Source organism: Pseudogulbenkiania sp. MAI-1 (assembly GCF_000527175.1).
In the GTDB taxonomy this organism is placed as follows: domain Bacteria; phylum Pseudomonadota; class Gammaproteobacteria; order Burkholderiales; family Chromobacteriaceae; genus Pseudogulbenkiania.
In genome coordinates, this window is sequence record NZ_AZUR01000001.1 from 1069712 (window position 1) to 1087720 (window position 18009).

Here is an 18009-nt window from a genome sequence, read left to right on the forward strand (position 1 = left end):
ATAAAACTGTAATGAAGAGAAGATCATTTTTGAAACTGGCTATGCTGGTTCCGCTCGGTGGCTGCATGACCTACAAGCTGGTCAAAGACAGCAATGAGGTGAATCAGGTCTATATCGATGAAAAAATTACTGGTTTTTTTGCCGGTAGTGATATGAAGACCCTGGTGGTCATGGGAAAAGAACACCATTGTGTCATGGATGGTGTCGGCGAACTTCTTTCTGTGCTGTCCTCTCCGCTGAAGCCCAGTCTAAGCGCCGAATTTTCGTGGTTCACTGTTAATGAAAAGCAGGAAGTGTCTGGACAATTGAGCCTTGTTGCGTCGGACGCCGATTCAGATGAGGTGAATGCGCTTCTGGAGCAATTCGGATTTAAACTGAACAGGGGAAATCAAGGGTGGCGCAAGTCATTCTATATAGTTGGTCATCGCTATGATGCCCGTGGATTTACCCTGCCGGAACAGATGGTGCCATTCAATAAGGATTATAAGGTTGTGGTGGTTGAAGAAACGCCACCGGGTTTCAAACGCGCCAAAATGTTGCTGACCCCGGTGACATTAGCGGTGGATGGCGCTCTGACCGTGGGTGCTGTGCTATTGGCTCCGATCGCATTGGTCGTCCTTTCCCAGATACGGATCACGGGCTGGCGTTGAGTCGTGCGAGGCAAGAAACCATACTGTTTACCCGGAACAATGGAGTGGACGCCATGTTTTCTGCTTTGAACGTGTTGAGCTCCAGGCTGTGCCGGTATGGGATATGCCTTTTGTTGGCGTTCTCTCTGGCTGCCTGCCAGAGCCTGGGTAAGCCCCGAATGCTGCCGGCGGAGGTGCACATTACCAATACCGTCAGTGGCACGTCGATTTTCAATGTCAGCGTGAATGTGTATAGCAATACCCTGGATAGAGGCAGCCGCGGCGGCGAAGGCTGCTGCATCGGCCTGCCGGAGCAATGGCAGCCGGATATGTTGGCGACCGTGGCGTGGGTGACGGATCCGAGTCCAGGCGTAAACCCGGGTGGAGTTAAATCTCCGCCACCTGGTCGGTATGGCTCCCTTACTGTCGAGGGGAAAAAATGGTACGAAATCCACGAGGTTAATTATATCCGTCACCAAATACGCATCCCGGTACCGAGATATGACAGAGTGGCTTCATTGGAATTGGTGTTTTTGCCATGTGATGAGGTGTATCCAATAATCAACTCGGCAGAGCAGAGTCGGGTATTTGGACATATCGGCTACAACGTTCCTGTTAAAGAGTGGAAACGGGAAGTAATTCGTCGGATGGGGAGGAAAGAGGCGTGCCTACAAAAATAGAGGCAACTTTCTCGGCTTTAAGCATTTTGTTGTATTGCTGAGTTTTTCAAAATAGATACGGCAGTAATAGAAAGTCAAATGCGATGAATACGATAAGCCTCGGTAAATGGCTGTTGTGCCTGTTTCTAGTGGTTAATCTTGCTGCCTGCCAGAGTATGGCCAAGCCGCGAATGCTGCCGGCGGAAGTTCACATATACAACACGGTTTCCGGTACGTCGATTTTCAATGTCCGCGTGAATGTGTACAGCAAGACTCTGGACAGAGGCAGCAGCGGCGGGGAAGGCTGTTGCATCGGCCTGCCGGAGCAATGGCAGCCGGATATGGTTGCAACCGTAGAATGGGTGAAGGATCCCAACCCGGATGCAAATCCTGGGGGTGTAAAGGAGCCAAAACGCAACCCCAATGGGTCAATTACACCAGAGTGGGAAAAATGGATGGCTATCCATAAGGCTAATTATACCCGCCACCAAGTACGTGTTTCGGTGCCAAAGTATCAGGAGTCCGCATCAATGAATCTTGTTTTTTTGCCTTGCGATGAGGTTTATCCCTTGATAGATGCTGTGCAACGCAGCTATGTGCTCGGTAATTTGCGTGGGGTGAAGGACGTGGAAAAGGAAGTCATTCGGCGACTGGGCAAGGAGCGCGTATGTCGGCAAAAATAGCCCCCCCATTTCCCGCATCCGGTTATCTGCCGGTGTCGCTAAGTCAGGTGCTCGCCAATCGCACTCAGCAACAGCAGGCCGTGGATCAGGCCAGATGCGAAGCGCGGGAGCAGGGCCATCCCTCCCCCTGCGTACAGGTGCTGAATGTCAGCCTGTTTTTTGACGGCACCAATAACCATGGCGAATCAGATGACAAGTCCAGCCCGATAAGCAGCAGCAATATCCGGCGTTTATACCGGGCCTCCATCGGCCGTATCGGGTTGAAGCAAGGTAGCAATTACGGCTACTACAGCTATTACATCCAGGGGGTGGGCACCGTATTCCAGGAAATCGGGGAGGCCGAGCCTTCTGCTATGGGGCTTGCCTTTGCCAAGGGTGGCGAGGAGCGCATCCTGTGGGGGTTGACCCGCATCGTGGATGTGCTGCGCCGTTCCATGAGTGATCAACTGGAGGTTGTGCAGGATGCCGAGGCTCTCGAACTTATCCGCGGCATGCAGTACACCTACGAGATCAGAGAGAACGCAAAGGACAGGGATGTCCGGGTAGCACGCCGCACGACGGTAGCCGAGCGGCAGGCGGTGATGAAGAAGGCCTTGCAGTCGGTGTTGGACAAGCGGCAGCTGGACTACAAGCCACGCGTATTGCGTATTCGGCTATACGTGTACGGCTTCTCGCGCGGCGCGGCCGAGGCACGCGCCTTTCTGTGGCGGCTGCGTGAATTGATGAACATAGAGGCCAAGACACTGTGCGACATTCCCCTCTGCGTGGAATTTGCCGGCCTGTTCGATACCGTGGCTTCGGTTGGCTCCACCGAACTGATGCCGGGCGGCGAGGGGCATGTCGGCTGGGCCGATGACACCATGCACTTGCCCCCTGGTTTTGTGGTGCGCTGCGAGCACTTGGTAAGCGCCCATGAGCAACGGCTGTGCTTCCCGCTGGACTCGGTGGCGACGGAGCAGAACGGCAATTACCCGTCCGGTGCTAGCGAGTGGGTATACCCCGGCATGCACAGTGACGTGGGCGGCGGTTATCCGCCCGGAGACCAGGGCAAGGCACGCGAGGGGCAGGGGATGCTGCTGTCGCAGCTGCCATTGCTGCACATGTTCCAGATGGCGTACGGGGCCGGCGCCCCTCTACAAGCAGATAAGTCTTTATTACAGGACGTGGATCCCGAGCAACTGGCTTTACTGGAGGAAAGCGAAGCTTGGCGGTTCATGGATAAGAATACAAGCGACTTATTCACCTACTCGCAGCAGTTGATTGACCGTTTCGAAGCCTGGCGCTCGACTGCCATGGCGGCGAACGACCTGAACGCCATCCTGCAATTCCAGACGGCACAGATCACTGCCTGGCGTATTGCCCGCTACGCCGGCGGCATTCAGGCCAAGGGCGGGCCGGGCTACCGCGACGCTGATTTTTACAAGCACAGCAAGGATACGCCCTCATGGCAGGTCGATGCCCAGAAGGACGCCTGGAAGAAAGCGGGCAAACAGCGTCGCAAGGACAAGGTGCCGCCTAGCGAAGTAATCCTGCAGCCGCCGGCCGATCAGGAGGGAGACGGCCCGCAGCCCTACACGCCGAATGTCGACAAGGACTACGAGCCGGTCATGGACAGCACCCAGCTGAGCGAGGGTGCGAAGGACTTCAGCGACGACTACACCGGCAAGACCACGCTGTCGCCCAACCTGTTCGGCGGGTTTGTCACCTTCTTCTCCGGGCTGTCCCGTCCCTTTAGCGACGACTGCGGCCAGGAGCTGCACATGCTGAAGGAAGACGGTGAGGCGCTTTATCAGGCCGTGACCGGTAATGCGTTGCTGATGGCGCTGTACGACGAACATATCCACGATTCCCGCGCTTGGTTCATGCATGCGACCTTGGGCAAGCGCGAGCCGCACGGTACCTATCTGCGCTATCGCACCGTGTTTTATACCGATGGCCATAGCAACAAGAAGCCGATTTGCGAAGCGCCGCGTGCGAAGGAAATCAAACGGCAGCAGGCAGAAGCCAGCCGGCAGCGCTTGGAAAGCCGTTTCTGAAACATAAGTCATGCTCGAATCCCTTCTCCCCTATTACGAACGCGAGCTCGGCCATTTGCGCGAGCTCTCCGGCGAGTTTGCCCGCCGTTACCCCAAGATCGCCGGCCGGCTGCAGCTGGAGGGCGACCAGTGCGAGGACCCGCATACCGAGCGGCTGATCGAAGCGTTCGCTTTTCTGGCGGCACGTGTGCACAAGAAGTTGGATGACGACTACCCGGAGGTGGCCACCAGCTTCCTGGACGTACTGTATCCGCATTACCTGCAGCCGATGCCGTCGGCCACCGTGGTGCAGTTCGAGTGCGATGCGCAGCGGCCGGAGATCGGCAAGCGTTACCGCGTCGAGCGTGGGCAGGCGGTGCAGGCGCCGTCGATCCAGGGCGTGAGCTGCAAGTTCCGCACGGTGTATCCGGTCGATCTGTACCCTTTGCAATTGCAGGAGGCGAAGCTGGAGCTGACCAGCGGCTCGCCCTATCTGCGCAGCCTGGCGCCGGATGCGGCGGCGGTGCTGACCCTGCGCCTGCAGACCCAGGGCGGGGTGGGGGTGGATGCCATCGATTTGCAGTCGCTGCGCTTTTTCCTGGATGGCGAGCCGGCGCTGATGCATTTGCTGTACGAGATGCTGCTGTCCAACGTGCTGCGGGTGCAGGCCGGCGATGGCAGCGAGGACCCGGCGCGCATGCGTGTCCTGAGCGCGGATTGCCTGCAGCCGGTGGGTTTTGGCCGCGACGAGGGCATGCTGGAATACGACGAGCGCTCGTTCATGGGCTACCGGCTGTTGTCGGAGTATTTCTGCTACCCGGACAAGTTCCTGTTCGTCGATCTGTTGGGGCTGGCTCCGGTGGCGGCACGGCTGAGCGGCGATACCTTGCTGCTGCGTCTGCATCTGCGCGATTACCCGGACAGCGAGCGTCATCATCGGCTGCAGAGCCAGTTGCAGTCTGCGCACCTGAAATTGGGGTGCACGCCGCTGATCAACCTGTTCGTGCAGCCTGGCGAGCCGATTCGTGTCACGCATCAGAAGGCCAGTTACCCGGTGCTGGCGGATGCGCGCAAGCAGCAGGCTTACGAAGTGGTTCAGATTCGCCGGGTAGTACGGGTGGAAAAATCCGGAGAAGGCGACAGCAGCGAGGAGGTACCGCCGTTCTATGCCACGCGTCACGGTAGTGGGCATGTGCCACGTTTTTACTGGCACGCCAGCCGCGAGCCGTCGGTGCGGCAGGGTGACCGTGGCACCGACATGGCGCTGCACCTGGTGGATTTGCAGTTCGACGCGGTGCGCCCGGCCGGCGAAGTGCTGAGCCTGGACTTGCTGTGCAGCAACCGCGACATGCCGGAGCAGATTCCGTTCGGCGGCAGCCAGGCTACCCAGCGCACAGATTTCCAATTGCCGGGGCATTCGGTGGTGAAGCGGGTGCGCCTCTTGCGCAAGCCCGGCGCCAGCCAGCGCAGCCCGCTGGGACGGGCGGTGCAGTGGCGGCTGATTTCCCACCTGTCGCTCAACTACATGTCCATCGTCGACTCCGGGCGCGAGGCGCTGCAGGAAATGCTGACCCTGTACAACCTGGGCGATGCGGCGGCCAACGTGCGGCAGATCCAGGGCATTGCCGGTATCCGCAGCGAGCCGGCGGTGCAGCGCGTCAACGGCCGGCATTTCTCCGGCTTCGTGCGCGGCACCGAAATCACCCTGACGCTGGATGCCGATTACTACGTCGGCGGCAGCGTCTACCTGTTCGCTTCGCTGCTGGAGCGCTTCTTCGCGCTGTACTGCGCGCCCAACAGCTTTACCCGCCTGCGTGTCAGGACGGTACAACGTGACGAGGAGGTGGCGTCATGGCCAGCCCGAGCCGGCGAAGCCCTCGTGATCTGACGCAGGCGCTGGCCAGGGACGCCAGCCAGTTCGGCTTCTTCCAGGCGGTGCGCCTGCTGGGCTTGTGCGAGGGTTCGCGCCGCCAGCGGCGCACGCTGCCGGCGCGGTTGCGCTTCCGTACTCTGGCGTCGCTGTCGTTCCCGGCCAGCGAGCTGGTGCAGTACCAGCCGGCGGACGAGGAGGGAGCAGTACCCGCCGAGATGACGGTCAGCTTCATGGGGCTGACCGGACCCAGCGGGGTCTTGCCGACGGCGTATACCGAGCTGCTGCTGGAACGGCGCCAGCAGTTCCGCGACACCACCTTGCATGCCTTCTTAGACCTGTTCAGCCACCGTGCCATCGCCTTGTTCTACGCGGCCTGGCGCAAGTACCGCTTCTGGCTGGCCGAGGAGGCGGGCGAACAGGACGGTTTCAGCCGCAATCTGCTGGATCTGGCCGGGGTGGGGCTGAGCCGGCTGCGCGGGCAGGCGGCGCAGGACGGCTTGCTGGATGAGCGCTTGTTCATCTATTACGCCGGCCTGTTGAGCCAGAAGCCGCTGTCCGCCCTGACGCTGCAGACGCTGGTGGAGGGGCTGTTCGGCACCCGCGCCCAGTTGCAGCAGTTCGCCGGGCAGTGGCTGGAGGTGCCGCTGGCCGAGCAAAGCCGGCTGGGCAGCCAGTCCTGCGAGCTGGGTGTGTCGCTGTTCGCCGGCGGGCGGCAGTGGGACCGCCAGACCAAGCTGCAACTGCGCCTGGGCAGTCTGCGGCGCGCGCAATTCGAGGCCTTGCTGCCGGGGGGCGATGGAGCCCGTGCCCTGCAGGCGCTGATGCAGTTCGCCGTGGGGCACCAACTGGCGGTGGATGTCCAGCTGGTGCTCGACAAGCGCGATGTGCCGCCGGCACGGCTGGATGCCGATTCCCCGTTGCGGCTGGGGGCGAGCAGCTGGCTGGGGGCGCAGGCGGCCGATCCGGACCACGTGCGCTATGCGCTGTTGCACTAGGAGCCGTTAACAAAAACCAGCGGAGCGGTCTTGGCTAGGAGCGCGGCCGCAGACAGTACAAATAGTACGGCGAGGCCGCGGAACAACGCCAAGAGGGTTTTGTTAGTGGCTCTAAGCCTTGCCTGGCGGCGCCTGGCCTGACTTTATTCACTTTACCCTGATGGAAACACTATGTCGGTATCCCTGAAATCCCTGATCGAGCGTCTGACGCCGCTGGCGCGGCAGAGCGTGGAGCAGGCCGCCAGCCGCGCCTTGTCCCGCACCCATTATGAGATCGAGATCGAGCACGTATTGCTGACCCAGCTCGACCAGGACATGAATGCCGCCCGCGCCGCCTTGCAGGCGGCCGGGGTCGATCTGACCGATTTGCAGCGCGGTCTGGAGGCGGCTCTGGATAGCTTCCGTACCGGCAATACCCGCAACCCGGTGCTGTCGGCCTGGCTGCCCAAGTGGCTGGAGAAAGCCTGGCTGCTGGCCAGCGCTGAATTCGGACAGGAGAGCGTGTCCACGCTGGATCTGCTGCTGGCGTTGCTGCGTGACGAATCGCTGCGCCCGGCGGTGCAAAGCGGCTGCCCGGCCTTGTTGCGCGTCGAGGCGGGCCGCCTGCAGTCGGCCTACACCGCGCTACGCCAGCATGGCGGGGAGGGTGGGCAGCCGGTGGCGGCCACCGAGCCCGATCAACTGGCGGAAGTGCCGGCCGGCAAGGCACGCGGCAGCGTGGCGCTCGACAAATACACCATCGATCTGACCGCCCAGGCGCGCGCCGGCAAGATCGACCCGGTGCTGGGGCGCGATGGCGAGATCCGCCAGATGATCGACATCCTGATGCGCCGCCGGCAAAACAACCCCATCCTGACCGGCGAGCCGGGCGTGGGCAAGACCGCGGTGGTGGAGGGGCTGGCGCGCAAGATCGTGCACGGCGAGGTGCCGCCGGTATTGGCCGGCGTCTGCCTGCGCACGCTGGACCTGGGGCTGCTGCAGGCTGGCGCCAGCGTGAAGGGGGAGTTCGAGAACCGTCTGCGTCAGGTGATCGACGAGGTGAAGGCCAGCCCGGTGTCCATCATCCTGTTCATCGACGAGGCGCACACCCTGATCGGCGCCGGTGGCGCGGCCGGCCAGAACGACGCAGCCAACCTGCTCAAGCCGGCGCTGGCGCGGGGTGAGCTGCGCACCATCGCGGCGACGACCTGGGCCGAGTACAAGAAGTATTTCGAGAAGGATGCCGCGCTGGCGCGCCGCTTCCAGGTGGTGAAGGTGGAAGAGCCCGCGCCCGAGGTGGCGGTGCAGATGGTGCGCGGGCTGACGCACGCCATGGCCGAACACCATCAGGTGGAAATTCTCAACGAGGCGGTTGCCGCCGCCGTGCATCTGTCGAGCCGCTACATCACCGGCCGCCAGCTGCCGGACAAGGCCATCAGCGTGCTGGATACCGCCTGCGCCCGCGTGGCGCTGTCACGTGCCGGCAAGCCGGGGCCGATCGAGGATGTGGCGGTGCTGATCGCCAATGCCGAGCGCGAGATCGCCGCCTTGCAGCGCGAGGAAGGCCACGCCGAGCGTATCGCCGAGTTGGAAGCCCGGCGCGGCGAACTGCAGGCCGATCTGGAACGCCTGCACGCTGCCTGGGAGGCGCAGCAGCAGCTGGTGGCCGAGATCGATGGGCTGAAGCAGCGGCAGGGCGAGGCCAAGCCGGCCAAAGGCAAGAAGGTCAGTCCCCTGCAGGCCAAGCGCCAGGCATTGCGCGAGCTGCACAAGCAGCAGCCGCTGGCGTTCGAGTGCGTCGACGAGAGCGTGATCGCCGACGTGATCGCCGGCTGGACCGGCATTCCGCTGGGACGCATGGTCAGCAACGAGCTGGCGCAGGTACAGCAGCTGGCGAGCCTGTTGGGTGAGCGGGTGATCGGCCAGGACCACGCGCTGGAGCAGATCGCCGAGCGGGTGCAGATCGCCAAGGCCGGTCTGGAGGACCCTGGCAAGCCCAAGGGCGTGTTCCTGCTGGTGGGGCCGTCCGGGGTCGGCAAGACCGAAACCGCGCTGGCGCTGGCCGAGGCGCTGTACGGCGGCGAGCGCAATCTCATCACCATCAATATGTCGGAATACCAGGAAGCGCACAGCGTGTCCGGGCTCAAGGGCTCGCCGCCGGGGTATGTCGGCTACGGCGAGGGCGGGGTGCTGACCGAGGCGGTGCGCCGCAAGCCGTATTCGGTGGTGCTGCTGGACGAGGTGGAGAAGGCCCATCCGGACGTGCTGGAGCTGTTCTTCCAGGTGTTCGACAAGGGCGTGCTGGAGGATAGCGAAGGGCGAGAGGTGGATTTCAAGAACACCATCATCCTGCTGACGTCCAACGCCGGCACCGACTTAGTGATGCGCGCCTGCGAGCACGGCGTGAAGGTGGAAGACGAGACGCGCGAGCCGACGCCGGACGATCTGGTGGAAATCCTGCGGCCCACCCTGCTGCAGGTGTTCAAGCCGGCCTTCCTGGGGCGCCTGGCCATCGTGCCGTATTTCCCGATTGGCGACGAGGTGCTGCACGCCATCGTGAACCTGAAGCTGGACAAGATCCGCCGGCGCATCGAGGACAACCATGGCGCCAAGGTGGAGTTCCCGGACGAACTGGCGGGGGCCATGGCGGCGCGCTGCCTGGATGTGGACAGCGGCGCGCGCAACGCCGACGCCATCCTCACCCGTACGCTGCTGGCGCAGATTTCCAGCGACCTGCTCGCCCGCATGGCCAGCGGCAAGCCGGTGAAGAAGATCGCCGTGGCGCTCAAGGGTGAAGAGCTCAAGGTTCGCGTCAGCTAAGAGGGCCGGCAAGATGTTGAAACTGTTGGCCGTACTGGCCCTGATCACCCTGCTGTGGTGGGTGGCGCTGTGGTTGCTGATCCCGGTGGATTGGCAGCAGGTCAGTCCCACCGTCATGCTGTTGGCGCATCTGCTGCCGCCGATGCTGCTCACCGCGCTGGGTCATGCCTGGCGGCTGCGCCAGGAAAAGCAGGCGCAGGCGGCCGCCCAGGCGCAAGCCGAGTCGGAGGCCGCGGCGCAGCAGGCCCGGCGCGAAGAAGCGAGTGAGCGGCATCTGGCCGCGCTGCGCGAACGGCAGCAGATGGTGAGCTGCCGTTGGCTGCTGGTCCAGGCCGTGGTGCAGCGCGAGGAGCCTGCCTGGCTGGACGAACTGCCTCCGGCCTGCCAATGGACGGCGCGAACGCGCGATGAATGGGAGCCCGGCAACGAGGCTCTGGACGGTTTGATGCCGTGGCTGGAAGAGGGATTGCAGGCTTTGTACGACGAACAGCCGGGCGCCGCTTCGCTGCCGCTGCTCTTGGAAGTGCTGCCGCAGATGTCGGGCATTGAGCAGGTCGACCGCATCAGGCAATGCCAGGAGGCGGCCTGGCAGGCCGCCCGGGGCGATATGCCCCAGCCCGTCAGCGATTGCCGTTTCCTGCCCGGCAGCGGCACCGTGGCCGACCGGGTGATGCAGTTCCTGGCACAGGACCCCGAACTGCCGGGAGCGGTGGTGCTGGCTGCGGATGCGCCTCTGGCCTTGCTGGATGTTGGGAGAGAAGAGCCGAATGCGGCGGTGCGGGCCCAATGGCTGCAACTGGGCCGTCCGGGTGCGGCGGTGGTGCTGTTGCTGTTCCTGCGCGACGGCCTGGCCGCGCCGGTCGGCAGTGCGCTGGCGGCAGGCCGCGATCCTTATCAGCCGTATTGGGAGCGCGAGGACGTGCCGTCCCCCGCCGGCTGGGGGCGGGTGCCGGAACACGCCCGTGCGGCGCTGGCGGCCTTGCCGCATCTGGCCCGCTTGGCCCAGTCCAGCAGCGCCGGGCTGCAGCAGCAGGGCACCCTGCAGTTGACGCGCCAGCTACAGCCCTTGCTGGACAACGCGCTGGTGAACGCCGCGCTGCTGGACTATCCGTTTGACCCCGAGGAGGCCGACCCACAGCGCAACCAGGCCGACAGCGTGGCCTGGCTGGTGCACAACGGCGGCGATGCCGATGTCGGCGGCACGCGCCTGGCCGCCATCGCCAGCAACCTCACTCGTCACCAGATCGACCTGCTCCCGGTGGACGAGGCCAGCAACCTGGTGCGCGAGTGGGGCGATGTCGGGGCCGCCGTGCCTGCCATGCTGGCGGCGCTGGCGGTGACGCACAGCGTCCGGTTGCAGGCGCCAGCCCTCCTTACCCAGTTCCACCACGATCACGTCGCGCTGGCGCTGGCTCGGCCGGCATTACCGGAGAACGCCACATGAAACGCGTCATTCGTCTGGGAGACCCGACCAGCCACGGCGGCACGGTGGTCAGCGCCGCCTCCAGCACGGTGCTGTTCGGCAAGCCGGTGGCCTTGCTGGGCGATAAGGTTACCTGCCCGCAACAGGGGCACAGCAACTGCACCATCGTTGAGGGTGACAGCACTTGGCTGGTCGGTGGCAAGCCGGTGGCGCTGGAAGGCCACAAGGTCAGTTGCGGCGCCACGTTGATTTCCACCCTGCCGGAGTTGGGCAAGGGCTAGTCCTGCCTGTTTTCGATTTTATTTCCGAGACACCATCACACGATGCAGAACTCCTCTCTTGAGCTTTTGCTGGCCCCTTTGCCGGGCGGCAACCCCGCCGGGGAAGACCTGGTCTATTCCCCGCTGTTCGACCAGATCCGCGAGGCCCGTCGCAGCGATGATCCTGCCTTGTCCCAAGGCGATTGGGAGCAGACTTTGAAAGTGGCCGAATGGCCCAAGGTGATCCGCTTGTGCGAGGAGGCCTTGAGCCAGCGCAGCAAGGACCTGCAACTGCTGGTCTGGTATGCCGAGGCGCAGGTGCAGGTGCATGGCCTTGCCGGCCTGGCGCAGGGGCTGGCGGCCTTGGCGGGCTGGCTGGAGCATTACTGGGAGAGCGGTTATCCGGAGCTCGATCCGCATGATCTCGATGAGCGGGTCGGCAAGCTCGAATGGCTGAACCAGCAGCTGAGCGTGGCCATTCGCAGCGTGCCCATGGTCAAGCCGGAGTTCGGCGGGTACGGCTGGAATGACTGGCAGCAGTCGCGGGATGTGGAGAACCTGGGCCTGAAAGACCCGGAGGCGAAACAGGCGGCGATTGGCGAGGGCAAGCTGGCGGGGGAGGAGTTCGAAAAGAGCGCTGCGCTGTCCGGCCACGCCTGGTTCCAGGCGCAGGCTGATGCGCTGTTGACGGCATTGAGCAGCTATGAGGCGCTGGATGCCGTGGTGGAGCAGCGCTTTGGCAGCGAGGCCCCCAGCCTGGCCGAGGTGCGCAATGCCATTTACGCCTGCCAGGATCTGGTGCTGCGCTATCGCCAGCAGTTGGGCGGCAACGCGCCCGTCCCCGTTTCCACTGTCATCGAGTCTGCCATGGAAAAACCCACCGTCTCCCCCAGTTCCCCGGTTTCCGCGCCTGCCCCGGCTCCTCTTGCTGCGTTTACCGGTCAGATTCGCAGTCGCCAGGAGGCCGTGCAGATGCTGACGGAGGTGGCACGCTATTTCCGTCACAACGAACCGCACAGCCCGGTGGCTCTACTGGCCGAGCGGGCGGCCCGTTGGGCGGAGATGAGCCTGGAGGAGTGGCTGCAGCATGTGGTCAAGGACGATTCCACTCTGCGCCAGTTGCAGGAGCTGCTGGACGTCAGGCAGGAATAGTCGGGGAGGGGACTATCTGCCCCCTCCGCCCTTGGCCGGTGCCTTACCAGTTGCTCTCGCGTTCCGGTGTGGCGCTGATGTTGTGGATCGACAGGTCGGCGCCGTTGAATTCCTGCTCGTCGTCGAGGCGGATGCCGACGGTATGCTTCAGCACGGCGTACACCACGTAGCCGCCGATGAAGCCGACCGCCACGCCGCCCAGCGTGCCGAGGCATTGCGAGATCAGGCTGACATTACCGGTGCCGCCCAGCCAGGATTGGCCGAACAGGCCGGCGGCGATGCCGCCCCAGGCGCCGCACAGTCCGTGCAGCGGCCACACCCCCAGCACGTCGTCGATCTTCCAACGGTTCTGCGTCAGCGTGAATAGCTGGACGAACAGCACGCCCGCGATGCCGCCGACCACCAGCGCGCCGGCCGGGTGCATCAGGTCGGAGCCGGCGCACACCGCCACCAGTCCGGCCAGCGGGCCGTTGTGGATGAAGCCGGGGTCGTTCTTGCCCAGCCACATCGCGGTCAGCGTGCCGCCGACCATCGCCATCAGCGAATTGATCGCCACCAGTCCGGAAACGCCTTCCAGTTTCTGGGCGCTCATCACGTTGAAGCCGAACCAGCCGACGATCAGGATCCACGCGCCCAGCGCCAGGAACGGGATGCTGGACGGCGGGTGGGCCGAGACGCGTCCTTCCTTGCTGTAGCGGCCGCGCCGCGCGCCGAGGTTCAGCACCGCGGCGAGCCCGATCCAGCCGCCCACCGCGTGCACCACCACCGAGCCGGCGAAATCATGAAAGGGCTGGCCGAAGGTCTGTGTCAGCCAATCCTGCACCCCGTAGTGGCCGTTCCAGGCGATGCCTTCAAAGAAGGGGTAGACGAAGCCCACCAGCAGGAAGGTGGCAGCCGACTGCGGGTGGAACCTGGCGCGCTCGGCGATGCCGCCCGAGACGATGGCCGGAATGGCGGCGGCGAAGGTAAGCAGGAAGAAGAACTTCACCAGACCATAGCCGCTGTCGGCGTTGAGGACGGAGGCGGGCTGAAAGAAATGCACACCATAGGCCACCCCGTAGCCGATGAAGAAATAGGCGATGGTCGAGACGGCAAAGTCGGTGAGAATCTTGACCAGGGCGTTGACCTGGTTTTTCTGGCGGACGGTGCCGAGTTCGAGGAAGGCGAAGCCGGCATGCATGGCCAGGATCATCACGGCGCCCAGCAGCAGGAACAGCACGTCGGCAGTGGAAGAGTGAGTCATTAACGGGTCCCAAATTGATTTTGTGCCCCGTTTTGTAGCAAAAGTGGTGCCAGTTAATGGTGCGAGTGATGCATGCCAGGGCATGCCTGCACCATGGTGGTGTTTTTAAAGAAGTATTGATTGGTGATCGGACTGTGAAGAGGAAGTCCAAACATGGTTCGGTCTGGTCGCACCAAATTTGCTCATGACATGGTGCATTCGAACCCATTTGGTGCATGAAAATCGGGGGTATGATGAGTCGAGCCGGCGGCATGATGGCCGCCGGCTGGTTGTGAGCCGTGCTGGGGGTTAATCGGGGATCGGCAGCGCCAGCGTTTCCTTGACCTCTTCCATCACCACGTAGCTGCGCGATTCGTTGGCGTGCGGCAGCTTGAGCAGGATGTCGCCCAGCAGCTTGCGGTACATCGACATGTCGGAGATGCGCGCCTTGAGCAGGTAGTCGTATTCGCCGGACACCAGATGGCACTCCATGATCTCCGGCAGCTTCTGTACCTCGCGCCGGAACGAGTCGAAGATGTCGCCGGACTTGGTGGCCAGCTTGATCTCCACGAACACCAGAAGCGACGAGTTCATCGCTTGCGGATTCAGGCGCGCGTAGTACCCTTCAATTATGCCGTCGCGTTCCAGCTTCCTGACCCGTTCGGTACAGGGCGTGGTGGACAGGCCGACCTTGTCGGCCAGCTCGGTCATGGACATGCGGCCGTTGTTTTGCAGGTACTTCAATATCCTCAAGTCGATCTTGTCGAGCGGGCGTTCCGCAGCTTGCTTGTCTCTCATATTTTCCTGTTAATCGTCAATATTTTGTTGAATTTATTTGTTTTTTTATAAAAAAACAGTAAATAAAACTGCATTAAAGTAAATATACTACCGGAAATCACTAAACGTTCAACCCCTACATCGGGAGCGTAGAGAAACATGAAGGTTATCGTGCTGGGCGGTGGTGTACTGGGTGTTTCCACTGCATGGTATCTGGCCAAGGCCGGCTGTGATGTGACCGTGATCGAGCGTCAGGATGGCGTCGCGCTGGAAACCAGCTTCGCCAATGCGGGCCAGATCTCCCCGGGCTATTCCGCCCCCTGGGCGGCGCCGGGCATTCCGCAGAAAGCCATCAAGTGGCTGTTCCAGCGCCATGCCCCGCTGGCCATCAAGCCGGACGGCAGCCTCTACCAGTGGCAGTGGATGAGCAAAATGCTTGCCAACTGCAACGAAGCCTCCTACGCCACCAACAAGTCGCGCATGGTGCGGCTGGCCGAGTACAGCCGCGACAAGATCAAGGAACTGCGCGCCGAGACCGGGCTGCCCTATGAAGGCCGCGAGATGGGCACGCTGCAGGTGTTCCGTACCCAGGCCCAGCTCGACGGCATGGCCAAGGACATCGCCGTGCTCAAGGAAACCGGCGTGCCGTTCAACGTGCTAGACCGCGAGGGCTGCGTCAAGGCCGAGCCGGCGCTGGCCCGGGTCAAGGAGAAGATCGTCGGCGGCCTGCAGCTGCCTAACGACGAAACTGGCGACTGCCAGCTGTTCACCAGCCGCCTTGCCGAACTGGCACGCGCCAAGGGCGTCAAATTCCTGTTCGGCCACAGCATCGAAGCTATTCGGCACGACGGCAAGAAGATTACCGGCGTGCGCGCCAACGGCGTCGAGCATACCGCTGACCACTACGTGGTGGCGCTCGGCAGCTACTCGCGCGACCTGTTGAAAACCCTGGACATCGATATTCCGGTCTACCCGGTCAAGGGCTACTCGCTGACCGTGCCGATCACCAACGCCTCGGGCGCACCGGTCTCCACCGTGATGGACGAGACCTACAAGGTGGCGATCACCCGCTTCGACAACCGCATCCGCGTCGGCGGCATGGCCGAGCTGGCCGGCTACGACCTGAGCCTCAACCCGCGCCGCCGCGAGACCCTGGAAATGGTGGTGGGCGATCTGTTCCCCGAGGGTGGCGACATCCCGGCCGCCGAGTTCTGGACCGGCCTGCGTCCGATGACGCCGGACGGCACGCCGATCATCGGCGGCAGCCGCTTCGCCAACCTGTCGCTCAACACCGGCCACGGCACGCTGGGCTGGACCATGAGCGCCGGCTCCGGCAAAGTGCTGGCCGATCTGATCACCGGTGTGCAGCCGGAAATCAGCGTCGACGGCCTGTCCATGCAGCGCTACGCCAAGGGCGGCGAGAAGCTGGTCGTGCCGACGACCCGTATCGTCACCAGCCACTGAGGTCCGCATGCGTCCCTTGATCGCCTCGATCCGACTCGACCATTTCCGTCACAACTACGAACTGGCGCGCCGCCAGCACGGCGGCCGCTCGCTGGCCGTGGTCAAGGCTAACGCCTATGGCCACGGCGCGGTACGCTGCGCCCAGGCGGTGGCCGACATCGCCGACGGCTACGCCGTGGCCTGTCTGGAAGAAGCGCTGCAACTGCGTGAAGCCGGCCTGACCCAGCCCATCCTGCTGCTGGAGGGGGTATTCGAACCGGCCGAGCTGGCCGAGGTCGGGCGCCACGGCCTGTGGCTGGTGGTGCAAAGCCAGCACCAGCTCGACATGCTGCTGGCGAGCAAGCCGGCCAAACCGTACCGGGTATGGCTGAAGATGGATTCCGGCATGCACCGCGCCGGCTTCTTCCCGCAGGACTACGCCGCGGCCTATCGCCAGCTGGCCGAAAGCGGCAAGGTGGACGGCATCGTCAAGATGACCCACTTCGCCCGCGCCGACGAACCCACCTGTGCCGCCACCGCGCAGCAGCTTGAAACCTTCGACGCCGCCTGCGCCGGTCTGCCGGGCGAGGTCAGCGTCGCCAACTCCGCCGGCATCATGGTGCACGAGCGCGCCCGGCGCGACTGGGGCCGCCCTGGCATCATGCTGTACGGCGCCACCCCGCTGCCGGCCGGCTACGAGCAGGGCGCCGAACTCAAGCCGGTGATGCGCCTAACGACTCAGGTGTTCGGTGTGCGCGAACTGGGTGTAGGCGAACCGGTGGGCTACGGCGCCACCTTCATTACCGAGCGGCCGACCCGGGTCGGCCTGATCGCCTGCGGCTACGCCGACGGCTACCCGCGGCTGGCCTCCACCGGCAGCCCGGTGGCGATCGACGGTGTGCGCTCGCGTATCATCGGCCGGGTGTCGATGGACATGATCACCGTGGATTTGACGGACCTGCCCGCTGCCGGCATCGGCAGCGAGGTGGAACTGTGGGGCGACACCGTCCACGTCAACGAAGTGGCCGCCCAGGCCGGCACCATTGCCTACGAGCTGCTCTGCAACGTCAAGCGCGCTCATTTTGCCTACTGTTAAGTCGTGTGCACTCTGATTCGCCCGGCCGTTTGGCCGGGTTTTTTTTTTTTGTTTTTCCCGGATTGCCGAGGATGACGGCTCAGGTTGCAAGCTGTTTGAAAGGTTGGCAGGGGTAGAATTCTGCATTTCGGCCTGCTCTGGACTCGCAAGAGTGCCGCTGCATGGGCAAACCAGCGGGTTGCTGCCGAGAACCGGTTTCATTTTTTAACTTTAAGGATATAAAGCGATGCTCGAATTCTTGTCCGACCCAACGTTCTGGCTGGCCGTGGTGCAGATCGTTGCCATCGACATCCTGCTGGGCGGCGACAACGCCGTGGTGATCGCGCTGGCCTGCCGCAAGTTGCCGGAAGCACAGCGCCGCAAGGGGATCTTCTGGGGCGTGGCCGGGGCCATCGGCCTGCGCATCGTGCTGATCTTCTTTGCGCTGCAATTGTTGTCGCTGCCGTTCCTGAAGGTGGTCGGCGCGCTGCTGTTGCTGTGGATCGGCATCAAGCTGTTGCAGCCGGAAGAGGATGACGGCCACGGCAACATCGAGGGCAGCACCCATCTGTGGGGCGCGATCAAGACCATCATCGTGGCCGACGCCGTGATGAGCCTGGACAACGTCATCGCCGTGGCGGGCGCCGCCAAGGGCGAGCTGGGGCTGGTGGCGTTCGGTATCCTCATCAGCATCCCGATCATCGTCTGGGGCAGCCAGTTCGTGCTCAAGCTGATGGACCGCTTCCCGGTGGTGATCACGCTGGGCGCGGCCTTGCTGGGCTGGATCGCCGGCGACATGGTGCTGGGCGACGTGATGGTCAAGCCCTACCTGGCCGACGCGCCGCACTGGCTGCACTACGCCTCGGCCGCAGCCGGCGCGTTGCTCGTGGTGGTGGTGGGCACATTGGTGGCGAAACGGGCCGGCGCGGCGGTACCGGCGCCGGTCAACGAAATCGCTCTGGGCGACACGCCGCGTAGCGGCAACGACTAATCAGGAGGGCAAA

The 18009-nt window shown here is 63.3% G+C and carries 15 protein-coding genes; 13 read left to right on the top strand and 2 right to left on the bottom strand.

Translation table 11 applies throughout. The features are described from left to right. The first annotated feature begins 65 nt into the window (after positions 1-65). From PSEMAI1_RS0104910 to tssA, 10 genes are all read left to right on the top strand, one after another. A complete protein-coding gene (locus tag PSEMAI1_RS0104910; protein WP_156943086.1) occupies positions 66-650 on the top strand; it encodes a hypothetical protein in 585 nt (194 codons plus the stop codon). A gap of 53 nt (positions 651-703) precedes the next feature. Further along, positions 704-1309, top strand: a complete 606-nt coding sequence (locus tag PSEMAI1_RS21105; RefSeq protein WP_084612625.1) for a DUF3304 domain-containing protein — start codon at positions 704-706, stop codon at positions 1307-1309. A gap of 83 nt (positions 1310-1392) precedes the next feature. Further along, positions 1393-1971, top strand: coding sequence for a DUF3304 domain-containing protein (locus PSEMAI1_RS21110; protein ID WP_084612626.1), 579 nt, complete (start codon positions 1393-1395; stop codon positions 1969-1971). Next, the gene (locus tag PSEMAI1_RS0104920; RefSeq protein ID WP_084612627.1) at positions 1956-4007 is read left to right on the top strand and encodes a DUF2235 domain-containing protein; all 2052 of its coding nucleotides are present in this window, start codon (positions 1956-1958) and stop codon (positions 4005-4007) included. Before PSEMAI1_RS21110 ends, PSEMAI1_RS0104920 begins: the two co-directional genes overlap by 16 nt. 10 nt (positions 4008-4017) lie before the next feature. Continuing rightward, the gene (gene tssF / locus PSEMAI1_RS0104925; protein ID WP_024301794.1) at positions 4018-5874 is read left to right on the top strand and encodes a type VI secretion system baseplate subunit TssF; all 1857 of its coding nucleotides are present in this window, start codon (positions 4018-4020) and stop codon (positions 5872-5874) included. Next, positions 5838-6854, top strand: a complete 1017-nt coding sequence (gene tssG / locus PSEMAI1_RS0104930) for a type VI secretion system baseplate subunit TssG (RefSeq protein ID WP_029770874.1) — start codon at positions 5838-5840, stop codon at positions 6852-6854. Before tssF ends, tssG begins: the two co-directional genes overlap by 37 nt. 171 nt (positions 6855-7025) lie before the next feature. Then, a complete protein-coding gene (gene tssH, locus PSEMAI1_RS0104935; protein WP_024301795.1) occupies positions 7026-9653 on the top strand; it encodes a type VI secretion system ATPase TssH in 2628 nt (875 codons plus the stop codon). 13 nt (positions 9654-9666) lie between these two features. Beyond that, positions 9667-11097: a hypothetical protein gene (locus PSEMAI1_RS0104940; RefSeq protein WP_024301796.1), complete on the top strand. Its 1431-nt coding sequence runs from the start codon at positions 9667-9669 to the stop codon at positions 11095-11097. After that, the gene (locus PSEMAI1_RS0104945; RefSeq protein ID WP_024301797.1) at positions 11094-11357 is read left to right on the top strand and encodes a PAAR domain-containing protein; all 264 of its coding nucleotides are present in this window, start codon (positions 11094-11096) and stop codon (positions 11355-11357) included. The genes PSEMAI1_RS0104940 and PSEMAI1_RS0104945 overlap by 4 nt, the downstream gene beginning before the upstream one ends. 42 nt (positions 11358-11399) lie before the next feature. Further along, entirely contained in the window at positions 11400-12488 is a 1089-nt protein-coding gene (tssA, locus tag PSEMAI1_RS0104950; RefSeq protein WP_024301798.1) for a type VI secretion system protein TssA, read from the top strand. Positions 12489-12531: 43 nt separating this feature from the next. Here the strand turns inward: tssA and PSEMAI1_RS0104955 are convergent, their stop codons facing one another. Both PSEMAI1_RS0104955 and PSEMAI1_RS0104960 read right to left on the bottom strand, forming a co-directional pair. Continuing rightward, positions 12532-13731, bottom strand: a complete 1200-nt coding sequence (locus PSEMAI1_RS0104955) for an ammonium transporter (protein ID WP_024301799.1) — start codon at positions 13729-13731, stop codon at positions 12532-12534. A 288-nt stretch (positions 13732-14019) separates the two neighbouring features. Then, positions 14020-14508: a winged helix-turn-helix transcriptional regulator gene (locus PSEMAI1_RS0104960; protein ID WP_024301800.1), complete on the bottom strand. Its 489-nt coding sequence runs from the start codon at positions 14506-14508 to the stop codon at positions 14020-14022. 138 nt (positions 14509-14646) lie between these two features. Here PSEMAI1_RS0104960 and PSEMAI1_RS0104965 point away from each other — a divergent pair, with 138 nt between their 5' ends. From PSEMAI1_RS0104965 to PSEMAI1_RS0104975, 3 genes are all read left to right on the top strand, one after another. Then, complete coding sequence (locus tag PSEMAI1_RS0104965; RefSeq protein ID WP_024301801.1) at positions 14647-15951, top strand: D-amino acid dehydrogenase; 1305 nt, start codon at positions 14647-14649, stop codon at positions 15949-15951. A gap of 7 nt (positions 15952-15958) precedes the next feature. Further along, positions 15959-17026 carry an alanine racemase gene (alr, locus tag PSEMAI1_RS0104970; protein WP_024301802.1) on the top strand — a complete coding sequence of 356 codons (1068 nt, stop codon included), beginning with the start codon at positions 15959-15961 and terminating at the stop codon, positions 17024-17026. Between the two features lie 226 nt (positions 17027-17252). Beyond that, positions 17253-17996 carry a TerC family protein gene (locus PSEMAI1_RS0104975; RefSeq protein ID WP_024301803.1) on the top strand — a complete coding sequence of 248 codons (744 nt, stop codon included), beginning with the start codon at positions 17253-17255 and terminating at the stop codon, positions 17994-17996. Positions 17997-18009 lie beyond the last annotated feature (13 nt).

Bases quoted from the DNA above. Each gene is read 5' to 3' on its own strand.
- PSEMAI1_RS0104960 (WP_024301800.1), bottom strand. From the start codon at position 14,508: ATGAGAGACAAGCAAGCTGCGGAACGCCCGCTCGACAAGATCGACTTG.
- tssH (WP_024301795.1), top strand. From the start codon at position 7,026: ATGTCGGTATCCCTGAAATCCCTGATCGAGCGTCTGACGCCGCTGGCG.
- PSEMAI1_RS0104910 (WP_156943086.1), top strand. From the start codon at position 66: ATGACCTACAAGCTGGTCAAAGACAGCAATGAGGTGAATCAGGTCTAT.
- PSEMAI1_RS0104965 (WP_024301801.1), top strand. From the start codon at position 14,647: ATGAAGGTTATCGTGCTGGGCGGTGGTGTACTGGGTGTTTCCACTGCA.
- PSEMAI1_RS0104945 (WP_024301797.1), top strand. From the start codon at position 11,094: ATGAAACGCGTCATTCGTCTGGGAGACCCGACCAGCCACGGCGGCACG.
- PSEMAI1_RS0104920 (WP_084612627.1), top strand. From the start codon at position 1,956: ATGTCGGCAAAAATAGCCCCCCCATTTCCCGCATCCGGTTATCTGCCG.
- tssF (WP_024301794.1), top strand. From the start codon at position 4,018: ATGCTCGAATCCCTTCTCCCCTATTACGAACGCGAGCTCGGCCATTTG.
- tssA (WP_024301798.1), top strand. From the start codon at position 11,400: ATGCAGAACTCCTCTCTTGAGCTTTTGCTGGCCCCTTTGCCGGGCGGC.
- PSEMAI1_RS21105 (WP_084612625.1), top strand. From the start codon at position 704: ATGTTTTCTGCTTTGAACGTGTTGAGCTCCAGGCTGTGCCGGTATGGG.
- tssG (WP_029770874.1), top strand. From the start codon at position 5,838: ATGGCCAGCCCGAGCCGGCGAAGCCCTCGTGATCTGACGCAGGCGCTG.
- PSEMAI1_RS0104975 (WP_024301803.1), top strand. From the start codon at position 17,253: ATGCTCGAATTCTTGTCCGACCCAACGTTCTGGCTGGCCGTGGTGCAG.
- alr (WP_024301802.1), top strand. From the start codon at position 15,959: ATGCGTCCCTTGATCGCCTCGATCCGACTCGACCATTTCCGTCACAAC.
- PSEMAI1_RS21110 (WP_084612626.1), top strand. From the start codon at position 1,393: ATGAATACGATAAGCCTCGGTAAATGGCTGTTGTGCCTGTTTCTAGTG.
- PSEMAI1_RS0104955 (WP_024301799.1), bottom strand. From the start codon at position 13,731: ATGACTCACTCTTCCACTGCCGACGTGCTGTTCCTGCTGCTGGGCGCC.
- PSEMAI1_RS0104940 (WP_024301796.1), top strand. From the start codon at position 9,667: ATGTTGAAACTGTTGGCCGTACTGGCCCTGATCACCCTGCTGTGGTGG.